9 protein-coding genes, 1 tRNA gene and 1 pseudogene are annotated in these 13,504 nt (G+C 44.9%); 2 read left to right on the top strand and 9 right to left on the bottom strand.

Annotation, left to right across the window (positions count from 1 at the left end; genetic code table 11):
- Nucleotide 1: 1 nt before the first annotated feature.
- A complete protein-coding gene (locus P2W70_RS32380; RefSeq protein ID WP_276485762.1) occupies nt 2–3,163 on the bottom strand; it encodes a SusC/RagA family TonB-linked outer membrane protein in 3,162 nt (1,053 codons plus the stop codon).
- A 390-nt stretch (nt 3,164–3,553) separates the two neighbouring features.
- Between P2W70_RS32380 and P2W70_RS32385 the strand changes: the two genes are divergently transcribed.
- A tRNA-Arg gene (locus P2W70_RS32385) sits at nt 3,554–3,627 on the top strand.
- A 109-nt stretch (nt 3,628–3,736) separates the two neighbouring features.
- On the opposite strand, the gene P2W70_RS32390 is transcribed toward P2W70_RS32385, so the two are convergent.
- The 8 genes and pseudogenes from P2W70_RS32390 to P2W70_RS32425 all read right to left on the bottom strand — a co-directional run bounded on the left by P2W70_RS32390 (nt 3,737) and on the right by P2W70_RS32425 (nt 11,226).
- A complete protein-coding gene (locus P2W70_RS32390; protein WP_276485763.1) occupies nt 3,737–4,477 on the bottom strand; it encodes a TIGR02391 family protein in 741 nt (246 codons plus the stop codon).
- A 396-nt stretch (nt 4,478–4,873) separates the two neighbouring features.
- A pseudogene (locus P2W70_RS32395) lies at nt 4,874–5,371 on the bottom strand (IS66 family transposase).
- A 250-nt stretch (nt 5,372–5,621) separates the two neighbouring features.
- Nucleotides 5,622–6,917 carry a hypothetical protein gene (locus P2W70_RS32400; RefSeq protein ID WP_276485764.1) on the bottom strand — a complete coding sequence of 432 codons (1,296 nt, stop codon included), beginning with the start codon at nt 6,915–6,917 and terminating at the stop codon, nt 5,622–5,624.
- 95 nt (nt 6,918–7,012) lie between these two features.
- Nucleotides 7,013–8,494 (bottom strand): hypothetical protein, encoded by a 1,482-nt coding sequence (locus P2W70_RS32405; RefSeq protein WP_276485765.1) that lies wholly within the window; start codon nt 8,492–8,494, stop codon nt 7,013–7,015.
- Nucleotides 8,495–8,764: 270 nt separating this feature from the next.
- Complete coding sequence (locus P2W70_RS32410; protein WP_276485766.1) at nt 8,765–9,856, bottom strand: exodeoxyribonuclease VII large subunit; 1,092 nt, start codon at nt 9,854–9,856, stop codon at nt 8,765–8,767.
- Entirely contained in the window at nt 9,846–10,625 is a 780-nt protein-coding gene (locus tag P2W70_RS32415) for a reverse transcriptase family protein (RefSeq protein ID WP_276485767.1), read from the bottom strand. Before P2W70_RS32415 ends, P2W70_RS32410 begins: the two co-directional genes overlap by 11 nt.
- Nucleotides 10,626–10,666: 41 nt before the next feature.
- Entirely contained in the window at nt 10,667–10,960 is a 294-nt protein-coding gene (locus P2W70_RS32420; RefSeq protein ID WP_276485768.1) for a helix-turn-helix domain-containing protein, read from the bottom strand.
- Between the two features lie 23 nt (nt 10,961–10,983).
- Nucleotides 10,984–11,226, bottom strand: a complete 243-nt coding sequence (locus P2W70_RS32425; protein WP_276485769.1) for a hypothetical protein — start codon at nt 11,224–11,226, stop codon at nt 10,984–10,986.
- 1,191 nt (nt 11,227–12,417) lie between these two features.
- Here P2W70_RS32425 and P2W70_RS32430 point away from each other — a divergent pair.
- A complete protein-coding gene (locus P2W70_RS32430; RefSeq protein WP_276485770.1) occupies nt 12,418–13,488 on the top strand; it encodes a hypothetical protein in 1,071 nt (356 codons plus the stop codon).
- Nucleotides 13,489–13,504 lie beyond the last annotated feature (16 nt).

A 13,504-nucleotide genomic window follows, 5' to 3' on the forward strand; every position in this document is an offset into this window, starting at 1 on the left:
GTTAGAATTTGGCGGCGAGTGACAGGCTGAAGGTGCGTGGAATGGGTACTGCACCAAAGTCGACCCCGCGCAATACGGTACTTTGTCCGCCGGCATTGACTTCCGGATCGTATCCCTTGTAATCATCCCAGGAGATGAGGTTACGGCCGCTTACGCTGAGCGTAAGATCCCGAAAGATATTCCTGATCTTACCAAAGCGATAGCTCAGGGAAATTTCCCGCAGCTTCACAAAAGATCCGTCGTCTACGCGCCATTCTTCTATCTGGTATACGCTGTTGATGTAACCCCGGGGCAGCTCGCCGCGGTGTTCCTGTTCGGCCACCTTGCCATTGCCTACACCCTGGCGTGTTCTGAAGTCAGCATTCCATACATCTACGCCCTGCACGGCATCGAACTGCACCCGCAATGACAGGTTCTTGTAACCCACTTCATTGACGAGAGAAGCGGTATAATCGGGATTGGGGTCGCCGACTACTTTGCGTAAGGTGGTGCCAGTGGGTAGTCCGCCTGCATCGCGCTGGGTGGTATAGCTCAGCGGTCCGTTTTGGGTGCCTTTTTCAATTTGCGGGAAGCCCGTGGCATTTTTGATCTGGTTGCCGTTGGCATCCAGGGCAAAGAAGGTGCCGTAGAATACCCCTACCGGATACCCCTGCAACAAGGCTACCGGTGCGCCCGCATTGGTGCTGAGTAGGTTGAGGGCCTGACCAATGTTGAGCACTTCGTTGCGGTTGTGGTTGTAGATCGCGGTGATGTCCCAATTCCAATCTTTGGTCTTTACGGGGGTACCGGTCAACACCACCTCAAAGCCTTTGTTGCGCAGTGATCCGATGTTATTGAGGAAACTGGCGTACCCATTGGTGGGTGCTATACCACGACTAATAAGCAGGTCATTGACTTTCTTTGAGTAATAGTTGAATTGCAGTCCGAGACGGCTTTGGAAAAAAGCCAGATCGGTACCGACTTCTATTTCAGCCTGCCTTTCGGGCTTGATGTCTGGGTTTACAATTTGGTTGTTGCTGAACATCGCGATGCGGCTGAGATAAGCGATGGCGTTGTAATTATTAAACCGTGCGTAAGCGGATATCCCTGTCAGGTTACCCGATTGCCCGTAGGCGACCCGCAGTTTGGCGAGGTTCCACCATTTGGCCATCGGTGTTTTTTGCCAGAAATCGCTTTCGGATAACACATAGCTACCACTACCTTTTACGTATAGTTGGTTTCGTTCTTCTTCACCAAATACCGAAGAACCATCGAGGCGGAGTGCTCCGGTCAGGAAAATCTGGTTACGGATCTTAAAGTTCTGCTGCAAATAGACACCGGATATCGATAGTTCGGTGCGTTCATCGGCACCCGGTAGTGGCGTGCTGGCCGCATTGACCGTCTCTACAAACGGCGACATGCCGCGACCATGGTACAGGGTATACCCGTTCTTTTCGTATTGCATGGAATAACCTGCCTGGGTAGTGCTGGCGATATCATCCGTGATATCGATGTTGTAGGTCGCGTTGAGCTCGTGGTTGATCTGGAAGAAATTGTTGTTGGCAGCGCTGGCATAACCATTCTGTGACACCAACAGATCGGGACCACCACCAAAAAATGCTGTGCTCACGTTGTAAGCGTAAGGCGGCATCAAGGTTGTACCGCGCTGCGCATAATTATCGACACCAATGGTATAATCGAGTGAAAATCCTTTGAACGGTTTCAGTTTGATCGCTGCACTGGCGATGAGCCGGTTGGTCTCCTGGCGTTGTTTAAAATCTTCGATGACGGAGACCGGATTAACGCGTCCCCGCTCCCCTACAGCCTGCAGGTTGCCCAGGGCATCGCGTTTCCAGATATCGTGGAAGTTGCCGATGATGGTCACTGCATTCATCGGTGAGAAGAAAGAGTTGCCATCGGGTTTTTCATTGCCGGCGCTGTTGATGTAGTTGACGCCGACGCTCAGGTTAGCCCATTTGGTGAGCTCCTGGTCAAGGTTCATGCGAAAGCTGAAACGTTTGAAGTCTGTATTCCTGATGATACCCTGGTTGAAGAAATAGGAAGCAGACGTATAGTATTTCGTTTTGTCTTTGCCGCCGCTGACAGATACGTTGTTATCGGTACCGAGGGCGGTGTGGAAGATATAATCCTGGTAGTCGTAGCGGGTAACCGGCGTGGTATTGGTCGGTAATGCTCCATTGACCGCCGTGATCAGGTCCTGGGTCAACGCGCCTGGACCATCGGTAGGTCCACCGAATTTGGTGGGTGCCTGGTTGACGTCGAGTTTTTTGCGCAGCTCACTCATCAGGATGCCGGTAGAGAAACTGACTGCCGGCGCACCGGTGCTGCCACGTTTGGTGAAGATCTGTACGACGCCTGCGTTAGCCCGTGAGCCATAGATGGCGGCAGCGGCAGCGCCGTTGAGCACCTCAATCCTTTCGATGTCGGCTGGGTTGATATCGGCCATGCGTGATTGTCCGACGGTACCTACGAAGAGGTTGCTGCCGGTACCATTGGTCGAGGTGTTGGGCGCGTCGTAGGTATTTTGCGTATTGGTGACGCGGTTGGTGGCGTTGTTGACGATAACGCCATCGACAATGTATAGGGGCTCGGAGGAGCTGTTGATGGAGCTGATGCCGCGCAGGCGGACGGAAATGCCACCGGCGGGATCGCCGGAGTTTTGAATGACCTGGGCGCCGGCTGTTTTGCCCTGGAGGGCAGCGAGTACGTTGCTGGTAGCGCCTTTGTTGAGGTCGTCGGCTTTCAGGGTGCTGATGTAGCTGCCGATCTGTTTGCGGGTGGTGCCCTGGGAAGTACCGGTCACGATGACCTCATCGAGGCCAAGGGCATCATCGACGAGGGTGGCCGAGACCGTGTAGGTGGCTGCGTTGCCCACTTCCAGGGGGCGGTCGACGGCTTTGAAGCCGACGCCGGAGAACTGGAGGGTGTAGGAGCCGGGTTTGAGGGGGGCTGTCAGGGAATAATTGCCACTGGCATCCGTGGCGGTGCCGTAGGTGGTGTTTTTGATGGCTACGGAAATGGCGGCGAGGGGCTGATCGGTAGCGCCTGATACTTTACCACTAATGGTGATCTGGGCGGCAGCCAGCAGGGAGAAGAGGCTACCAATCAGTAAAAGTCCAAACCGCCGTAACGGCTGACAATACGATGATGGAGAAGTTGACATAAGCCTGTTTTTCTTGGTTAGTGAATGTTTGAACGTGTAAGTATAGGTAGTCGGTGTTGCTGCGGTTGGTAGCTTATCGGGTACCTTAAATTACGTCAATCGGTTTGATATTCAGCACTTCCCGTATCATTTTTGGCCGTTCTTGTCCTGATCGTGCAAGATTGTGCAGGAAAAGTTTGGACAAGCTGGATGGTAGAAATGGTAGCGTGCAGGGGTGGGGAAACGTTGGTGATGGGCGCTGTAGGAAATCATCAAAAAACCTTGATCTACAATCCCACAGCAATTAAATATATTTGACTATATTTGCCGCTCGAAAAAAGCGCTCGATCGTTACAAGTTGATGATAATCTGCGAATAATGAGAACAGCTGTTGATTTTCGAAGTTGATCCGGTCCGGTAGCTCAGTTGGATAGAGCAACTGCCTTCTAAGCAGTAGGTCATTGGTTCGAATCCAATCCGGATCACAGAAAATAAGAAGCCTTCAGAATCGTTTGATTTTGAAGGCTTTTTTATGTTCGATATAAACATTGTATTTTAGAAGTATCGAACACTGGTATAGTCCCTTTGATACTTTTAGGAAATAAACATTGACTTGTCTAATTGCCTGAACATATAAGAAATGATACCCAATATTTCCAGGCACTCCTGTTTATTGATTTTCCCTGACAAAGCGGTTTCATGTGATGTAGGGTTTCTGAACATTTTCATAATGCCTGCTGACATGAATTGAAAACCTTCAAGTTCATTCTTTTCTGTTTCTGTATTACCAGCATTGAAGCGAAGTTTTCCCTTATTACCCAATACTGCAAACATAAGTTCATTGCCATCTTTATCGCTACCGCTTTTTTGCTGCACAGCTTTGTTATATGCTTTGCAGGCTTCGTTTACGCAAGTAAAATAATGGCCTTGCTTAAAGAACTTTGCACAATTAGCTACCACCTGCTGATGCATGCTGTTTACCGATGTAGAAGCCAGTGAATCATCAGGTTCAGGCAATGGTACATCATACCCTCCTTTTACTAATATCTTATTGATAGTTGTAATATCTATCTTGCCCACTATATTCTCCAGAAGAATGACCATTTTCTCAATTTTCTCCTGATCCGTTACATCATCCAAGTTGGCTATGGTAGCAAGAAAGTCAAATAGCGTAGCAAAGTTGCCATGCATATCATTTGGGTCATGAAACCTGGACGGTGGAAAGTCGAATGTAATTTTCCAGGATCGACGTAAATGCTCTTCTGTCCAAAAGCCATATCCAGGGGAACGGTATTCTTCACTCAACTTTGTAACTATGTGTTTCCAATTTAACATACCTTAACCATTGATTATTTATTCAAGTTAACGTATGCCACGCATTGTTTAACTATTCAGTTATTTATGATGTTAATAAATAACATAGATATGTTAGTTATTTTTGGGCAGAGCGATGAGCGGTACTTTTTTCCAAGCTGATCAAGCATATTTCCCATTTTCCTTTACTGCGCAGGTAGGTTGCGTAGTAGTAGCCGTACCTTTAGCTCGACTAAAAATTAACCATGAACACTTTCGCGGACTGGATACATATCGAAAACCAGTTGCCTATGCCAGAATATTCGGTACTTGTAGGGAAACTGACAGAGGACAATACTATGGTCACTGGATTTGGTCGGCTAATACTCACGAATGATCATAGTGATGCTGGTTGGCTCTGTACGTAGGATGGTAATTTTAGAACGATAACGGCGCGCCCATATTGGATGCCCTTACAATGGGACGGATACTGTTCTCGACAGGATTGTTGTCGATGTTCAGGCGGCCGTCGGTAATATATAGAGACAATTTATGCCACCGCTCCATGCTGTAGGCAAGCGCCTTGCCAATAGCGCTTTTAGGAAGCACCTATATATATTGCTGCTGCATCCATAGCCACATCCCTTTCAGGATAGGTGCAGCTTTGGCACACCGGACAATCCTGATCTCCTCGAAGTTCGCATTGCCTTCCCTGCAGACCCGTTCTATGTTGTAAAGCTTCTGTATTTCCTTAAGAGCGTAGGACGCGCGTTCGTAATCATTGTCCAATGCTTCATTGAACATACGACGGGCATGTGCCATGCAATATATCAGTGTAATATTTGGACGCTTGTCAAAAATATCATAGGCCACATAGCCATCTGTTTGTAAATATCCCTGGAAGTTTGCCAGTATCCATGGGGCCTTCCCGTCCACGGCCTTCCTGGTAATCGAAGAACACGATCTTACTGACCTTCTTGAACTTTCTAGCCCACATTGCTAAGAAATATAACTATGATGTGATTGAGTTACAGGCATGCAACGATCAAGCGGCTGCATTTGTCTCGGCTACCGGCTTCTCGAGAAAGCCAGGGACTTTTTTTGACTACATTATCTTAGTCGAAGACTTAGCCAAAAAGATTTCCGATAAGTGAGGGTAACGGCGACCAGACTTTTTTTCATTTTCCTAGACGAGTGGTATTGGTAGTTGCGAGCTAAAAATTGGAAGTTTATGAAGGGTTATCCATTTTTCAATATGTTCTTTGTATCGAGATAAACTGTCTTTGCAGAATACTTTGAAACTCCAGGAAAGTTCCTTTGATAGAAAGTATTTCCGGAATATGAGGCAAACGATATCGTCAGTATCCTTAGATTCCAAATACTCTTGAATTAATGTCCCATCAAAAGTATTTTCATTTTGGAATAATGATATTTCTGTTCCCCGGTATATTTCATTGTCAAAGAAAAAAATTCGAGGCATATGCTTCAAGTCCTTTTGGCTTTTCCGCTTCTTGTCAATTTTGCCTATAAGATATTCAACAGTATGGGAAGACATCATTTCATACTTGAATACAACATGTGTTTCATGTAGTTGTCTTTGTGTTTCGTCAATCAATTCTATTCGTCCTGGCTTCACAGCAAAAGAAACATTATTATCGTGTATTAGCTCGGTTTGATTTTCAAAAATGCCAATATGAAAGGGCTCAATTAAGACATCACCCACTTGAATGTTAGTAATTGCACATACTATTTGCTTCTCAAAGTTCAACTGATGCGTCTCTCGGGCTTTCTTAAAATACTCACGAAACGCAAGTTTGTATAAATTCTTGCCGGATTTCAATGCAACTTCGTTCTTTGTCTTTACAGTGATATAACTATTTATGGCAACTGGGTATTTTAACCATTGGCTAACAAATTCCTCGTGCATATTGGATAAAAAAGATAATCCAGGCAACTGGTATGAATACAACTTTTTGCACTCGAATAAAAACTTTGTATCACCAATCGTTAGAAACCCCTCCCTTTCTTTACCGTCTAGTATTTCTTTTCCTGAATGTTCTATATTGTTGATGCGAAGCAGCTCGTATGTTAGTGCTTCGAAATAGTAGTTGCGAAATCCTTGCCTTTTGCTATTGCTTCTGAGCTGTTTAATCAAATCAACGTGATATCTTTCCGTTTCCTTTAAGACATAAACGATTTCGAAAAGTTGAAATATTGAGCCATAGTCGTCATTGACCAACAGTTGAAAAATCCACGGAGAATCTTTAGCTGTTAACCTAATAGTGTTAAAATGCGCCGTTTCGATTATAAAAAAATCGGCTCCAAAAAAATCCTCCAAATATTTATAAATCTCGAGCAGTTTCTTATCATCAATCTTTATCCTGCGGTGTAAGCTTAAATTAGAATTTATCATCCTGGTTCTCTTGAGCCATTCTGAAAGCAAATTCAACTCGGGAATAGATTTGGGAAAAACTGTTCTCATTTCGGACATAAAATGTAATGTGTTAGGAGAATAATGCCAGTTTCAGAAGGGAAAGCTGCTGATTTGCCAGCGATATTGGTTTCGTTAAGATGCTATTATACTTCAGCTTCACCCTCTGGAGAAGCCATAACATCTTCGTCGATATCTTCTAACTCTCCTATATCCCGATAGTATTCTTCGTCAATTGTAAGGCCGATAGCATTTTCCTGCGCTTTTACATGGTTGACTACCCAACCTTTGTAGCCCATCCATTTAAGGATTATAGCATTGGTCAAGGTCAAAAGCCTCATGCCCAACTCGAGTTCATTCATTTCAAAAGTCTTCTCTTCCATGGGCTCCAATATAACATTGCCATGCAAGAGTGCATTTCGGTAGTCCAAGGCTAGCACATCTCTTCCAGATAGCGGAATACCCAGTAGCTTAAAAGGGATTTTAAGGCGGTCGCGATTTGTTGCCTTATTAATCTCATTAATCTTATTCTGAAGTATGGTCGGGTTGAAATCTGGATCATTTCGGTAGTCCTCCAAAACCGATAGCAGCCTGTCTCTGAATTCTTTTGCCTTTGTTCTTAGTTTTATGGGGTTAATCTTTTCGGGGAATTTCTGTTCGAACAAGGTCGCTAGTCCCTCTAATGCTAATGCAAAACCCGCCGGCATCATGAGAAGCGAGGATCTCTTCGCTTCAATGATCAACAGTGCTATTACCTTATGAGCATCACAGGAGTGAATCCAGTTACACAGTTTGTTTAGTGCTTGAGTTGAAATTTCAATAGTTTTTCCCTTATACTTCTGGTGCAAACCCGCGCTTCCCCTTAGCCATGAGGCTGCATTGCCTGTAAGCCCCGAGTAAATCGTTAAAATACTCGGACGTAATGTTGTATAGCGCCATGTGGTTGGGATTGTCATATCTTCAGTCGCATATGAGAAAATATACTGTTCGTTCTGCCAAAGATGACCGTTTACAAACGCAAGTCCTATGCTAATCGCCCAGCAACGTTCTCTGAATGTTTCATAACTCATTTTCGCGTCACAATCGATGATCAGGAACAGTTCTTGCCCCGCCCTAACCTGGCATATGGTAAATTGGTCTTCTAAAAGAGTAATGCGTACAAGTCCACTTGCATTTGATAGCTTTCCCGGCTCAGTTATATAACTATAAGGTTCGACAGTAAAATAATGAATGGAAAGAAAGCCTTCGGTAATTGGCAGAATCGCTCTAAGGTAACTATGGTCGGGAAAATTGCCTCCTGGTTGAAAGCTATTTACCTGTAATTCACGCCTTGAATAGGTCCCTTTACGGTCGCGATGATGATGTCTGATCCTGTTTTGAAATGTATCGATTAACCTGTACTCGGCATTATGACTCTGAAAAGTAATATTTTCGACAATATCCCTGTCAATACTGAGATGCTGCTTGCTGAATGCGGCCAGCTTGTAACCCCGTTCCTTCTGTTTTTTAAGAATGCCAATGAATGGCGTGTCAAAGTTGTTACAATACACCTGCCCATAAGTAGTCTTGTCATTAAGCCGCTGTATGATGCCAATTGCCTCTACTGCATTGATTTTCTTATTACTCATTATATCAGAAAATTTACTTGAACTTTATTTGGGGGCAATTAGAAGCCTTACTCCTTTCAAGAAACTGCGAATTCGGCTGGCCCTACTGCTATATGCTTTGGGTTTATCAACGAATTGCCTCCTGAGCTACATCAAAGGTTTAAACAGATATTTACGTTACTGTTTAAAGTTCACTTCGGGGGACCTAAAGGCGATAAGGTTAGGACTTTCAACCACTTAGAGAGATAGATCTATTCACACTATTAGTCTTACGTTCACTTTGTTAGTTGGCTAAATCAGTAGAACGCATATGATAATTAGAGAAATGATCAATAATGTCAGAATTATACCATTTCGCGTCTTTTGCTTGGTGATCAAAATGGACAATTGTTCGTTGCGCTCTCTTTCGGCTTTTTGTGCAGCGGTCGCTTGCTGGGTACTTTCTGTGAGGCGAGCGTTAAGGGACTTAATTTCGCCTTGATAGGAAAGTTCAACCTGGCGAGTGATATCTGTAATCAGCTTGGCCTTTGATCGCTGAATGTCTTCTATGCTGGATGAGTAGCATTCATATAGATACTGACCAAGTGCGGTCGGTGTGATAAACGACTTGTCTGACACTTTTTGGAACAACGGCTCATCGACAGCATGTCCGATTGCTGAGATAAGGATTGGTTGCAGGGTTATGGCAGCCTGGGCCAATTCAATGTTATCAAATACCTGTAGATTTTCCCCGCCGCCGCGCACTACAACTACAATGTCATTCGCAGCATGGGTGTCAAGAGCCGAAACGATGTCCTGTGGCCGTGTGAAATTGACCCGAACGAAGCGGACTTCATAGATAGCTACACTATCTTTGAGTTGGTGCAAGAAATCCTGATCAACAATGGCCGTTGTACCAAGAATGACAGTGATATTGACCTTCGCTTGTTTGAATATCCGGTCCCGAATAAGGTTCCTTACATCCTTAAAGCCAATTTGCGCCTTTTGCCGGATTAATGCCAGGGATTGCATATCCGCCGGGTCTTGCTCAGTTAACGCCTGATGATGTAGTTCGGACAGTCGGAGTATCAAATCGATCCTGCCCGTTGCTGCAGCTACTCTTTTGGTAACATAGCAAGTGCCTTCAATGAGTTGGCCCTCCTGAAGTTTTTGGCGGATCGTTTCGTGCACCATCAGCGTCATATTCGCCTCTCCCACCTCATCCTTCAGTATGTCGTAATACATCCCGTTGTAGTTAACACCCTTACCTTTTCTGTATATTCCTTTGACCAGCAACAATTGCTGCAACACCGGCGACGACAATGAATTATCTAACAGGTGTACGATTGCACCTGGCCCATAGACCAGCATTTCTACCCCAGGCAAAAACTCACTATTTTCCATTCTTATTGGGTTTATTTTTGGGCTTTAACCCTGCAAAATAATAGCCTAGCCCCCGGCGGGTCGGCTCCGGCGTCGAAGGATCTGCATATTTGTCCTTTAGTATTTGGGGCGGGCGAAGTACGTTTTGACCGATATCAACACCTGTAAGGATTATCCGCCCCATTTTATAATACGTTTTGTTGTAGCCGATATAGAACCCAGCTTTGTTGATGATGTCAATAAATGTAGGAACTAATTCTTCAAAATCCTTATGCGAGGAAAACCCAAGGTCATCGACAAAGCGGGTATAAGTTATTTCATGCTCGGCACAGAGGGCTAGGATTTGCTCATCCATCTTCAGTCCTGCCAGGTTTGCAAGAAATGGACTGGTGGGAGGCCCCTGCGCCAGGTGACCCCGGTATGTTGTAAGCTTTGTCAGCCAGTGGCTCACTTTGGGGGAAAATCCGCAAGCGAGCAAACATTCATTCACCCGTTTATTGGTCACAAAATCAAAATATGCTCTCAAGTCGGTGTGGAATTTATACAACTTTCCCTGGTGCGGCCGCGTATTAGTCACGTTCCCGCGACCGCGAATACCGCCGTGGAGGTGTGCAGGCAATTGTATTTTACTGAAAATCCGAGATTGAATGAGATCCTGGATATGGCGGAGTTCCTGCCGGCTGGGATGGAAATGTCTATACTTTTTCTGACCCTTTACTACTCCTTTCTTGCGCTGAAAGTGATAATGAAATTGGTCGGCATCTTCAGTTACGCGTTCTAAATCCGGCATACTATACTTTAAAACAGCACTTAGGTGCGTTAAAGATGCTATCATTCAATTGCCATTAAGTCTGTTAGAAATTGTTTGATAAGTGGTTCTATCATCCGGAAATGTGCTGCCTTATGTTCAGGGATGTCTTTTTCGTCAACAGCAAAAAAGAAAAGGAATGGAAGCGGGGTATTTAGTGTTTTGGCGATTTTTTCCAACAGCGCTACATTAGGCGTCTTATGGTTGTTTTCGACCTGAGATAAGTATGTATGGGTAATACCAAGCATGTCGGCCATTTCAGTTTGCTTCAGATTCTTTTTCTGCCGTAATGTAGTGATGGTTTTTCCTAAGTTCATAAAAAAATAAATTAAGTGGACGGTTAAAGAAGCTTATCGATTAAGTTTTGGGCTTGCTCTGCGATAAGTGGGTGGGTTAGCCACCTCATTAACAACTCTGCAATGCGCATACCATTTTGAAATCTCTCATCTCCCTTCTTCTCGTCGTGTTCTCTAAGATGAGCGATAACGTCTCTTAAAAGTTCGCATTCTTTAACCGTCATTGAACCACGGTTCTTTAGAATTTCATTGAGCCCGTCTATGAGGGCTTTTGTCGTTTTGGACATAAAAAATAATTTAAATTTTAGACCAGCTTATGCTGCCCTGTCCAATGCAGTGGCGGTCAAAATTTGACGTGGTTCAACTGAAAAAATCACTTAATTCAATCCTGTCCATAGAAGAGTTATAGCAGAGTCCTTCGCAAGTAAAATAACAAAACGATAAAACTACTGATAAACTAAGAACCACATGCGTTAATAACTGCAAGACACGAATCTGGTTAATCCAATACGCCGAAACCTTCACTTATCGATAACATCATGGTTATAGCAAGTATAAATGACACGGTTATTGGCCTACCACGGCATTTCCTGTTAACCATTGTACTTATCAATTCAGATAGTTACAAACCGGCTGAAATGCAGGATATACTATTCTGCGCAAAGAGATATGAACTTCATATGATTTCGCTGGACGTATTCTGTCGTCACCGTCCGGATGCGAGACCCGCATCTGAGGCGCGATGGCTAGGAACAATTATGCGGAATCGACGTTCTGCAACATCCTTTTCCACATTACGCACTGAAGCGCTTAATGACATGATGACCTACTGCCGACATTCAAAGAACTAATGCAAATATACGATGTTTCACTGAAAGTGAAACATTTTCTTCAGCCATATTTAAAACAATATTTTTATATTGATTTACAATCAATTAGAACACCCCATTAATAACCGCAGTGAAAGCGACCGAAGTAAACAGGATGTAAAAAAAGGCATCGACTAGAATGGGCCGGTAGTTCGAAAAGCTTGCGGCATTACGGCCAAACACTTAAAGAGGATACCGGGTTTTCTGACCCGTGAATTCCCAATAAGCTCCATTTATCACCCAGCGAGGTTCGGGACCTCATCATCCAAATGAAGAAGGTCCGATCAGTTGAACCAGACGCACATCGTAATAAGTGGGGTAAATAGCGGGTAGTTCACAAAGCATTTTGCCTAAATGGATCGCATGGAACATACAAAGTGCAGTTCGCTACAAAAAAGATTGAATCTGGCGACTACGGTTTTGTCGGTTTTCCTTGCAGTTTTTTCATTTTTGGAGACTTTGGTGCGTTTTGGAGAATTCAACCCGTGCCTTGCAAGCTAGAAGATATCAGTTGCAACATGTAAGTGTGTAAGGGTTGCTCACTTTTATGGCGGCTTTGTGCGCTTGTCATACATTTGGTCTCCCATAACATGAAAAGCAATTGCAGGTATGAGAAATGAATTTCCTATCAGCGTGAAACAAAAATTGGCAGAAAGAGTCGCCTACCGTTGCTCTTTCCCCGATTGTGACCAACACACTATCGGACCGGGTGTAGAGAATGATATGGCCACTATGAATCTGGAAGAAGCTGCACATATTTATGCCGCCTCACCAGGTGGGCCAAGATATAATCCTGAGCTGAGTGATGACGCATGTAGGTCTATTGAAAATGGTATTTGGCTTTGCCGAAAACATGCACGGGTAATTGATGTGGGTCACAAGGTATACGCTGCACAGACTTTGAAGACCTGGAAGAAAAGTGCAGAGTTGCGGGCTCGTTATGTCTTGCTGGGGGGCGATACGGATCAAGCTGCCCTCCCTTCAGTACTGCTCCGGCTTGGTCATAGACTGGTATGTTGGGTACGATGGTTGGCAATCGAGCATCTGCAATGGACTTTTGAGGTGGTAGCTTTCGTAGAAGGATCAATACAGGATTTGCAGATGTATTGTAGCTCATTTTCCCAGATGCCGTCCTATAACCGGTTTGTTATTATCGAGAGCCAAGGTGATGGTAGATGCCTAGAAGGGATACATTTGAAAGTTGAACAGGGACAGCGGGTGCTTTTGGAATGCTTCGTAGGGCCAAAGGCACCACGTTCCATCCATCAGGACATGGCAGATTTCGCGCTGGATTCAGATTTTGACCTGGAGACCTATCAGGGTGATCTACATGTGGTAACAGGAACCGAGGCGGCTATCCAGGCGATCACCCTATCCCTTAGCCTTCAATATGGCGATTTAAAGGAATTTCCAGATGAGGGGTCAGAGTTCAGGTGGATTTTAGCGCACTACCAGCACGATCCTTTACTCAACAAGATGATAAAAATGGAGGTCGCCAGGCTGCTAACGGTGGGCGCAAACCTGGCGAATCGCCCTGGTTTAGACTTCGTAAACCGGGTAATCGATGTACAGGTGCTGGGTGTCCGACAACTTCCCATTTGCTCACCGGCTATCGTCCATCTGGAGCTGGAATTCGGGGATGGTGAACAATGGAAGGGTATAATTCAGATTCCAGTATAGGATGGTTGTCGAATAC

The organism is Paraflavitalea pollutisoli (genome assembly GCF_029360705.1).
GTDB lineage: Bacteria > Bacteroidota > Bacteroidia > Chitinophagales > Chitinophagaceae > Paraflavitalea > Paraflavitalea pollutisoli.

What these genes read in the sequence shown, in the direction of transcription:
- P2W70_RS32380 (WP_276485762.1), bottom strand. Translation starts at nt 3,163, where the DNA reads ATGTCAACTTCTCCATCATCGTATTGTCAGCCGTTACGGCGGTTTGGA.
- P2W70_RS32390 (WP_276485763.1), bottom strand. Translation starts at nt 4,477, where the DNA reads ATGTTAAATTGGAAACACATAGTTACAAAGTTGAGTGAAGAATACCGT.
- P2W70_RS32400 (WP_276485764.1), bottom strand. Translation starts at nt 6,917, where the DNA reads ATGAGAACAGTTTTTCCCAAATCTATTCCCGAGTTGAATTTGCTTTCA.
- P2W70_RS32405 (WP_276485765.1), bottom strand. Translation starts at nt 8,494, where the DNA reads ATGAGTAATAAGAAAATCAATGCAGTAGAGGCAATTGGCATCATACAG.
- P2W70_RS32410 (WP_276485766.1), bottom strand. Translation starts at nt 9,856, where the DNA reads ATGGAAAATAGTGAGTTTTTGCCTGGGGTAGAAATGCTGGTCTATGGG.
- P2W70_RS32415 (WP_276485767.1), bottom strand. Translation starts at nt 10,625, where the DNA reads ATGCCGGATTTAGAACGCGTAACTGAAGATGCCGACCAATTTCATTAT.
- P2W70_RS32420 (WP_276485768.1), bottom strand. Translation starts at nt 10,960, where the DNA reads ATGAACTTAGGAAAAACCATCACTACATTACGGCAGAAAAAGAATCTG.
- P2W70_RS32425 (WP_276485769.1), bottom strand. Translation starts at nt 11,226, where the DNA reads ATGTCCAAAACGACAAAAGCCCTCATAGACGGGCTCAATGAAATTCTA.
- P2W70_RS32430 (WP_276485770.1), top strand. Translation starts at nt 12,418, where the DNA reads ATGAGAAATGAATTTCCTATCAGCGTGAAACAAAAATTGGCAGAAAGA.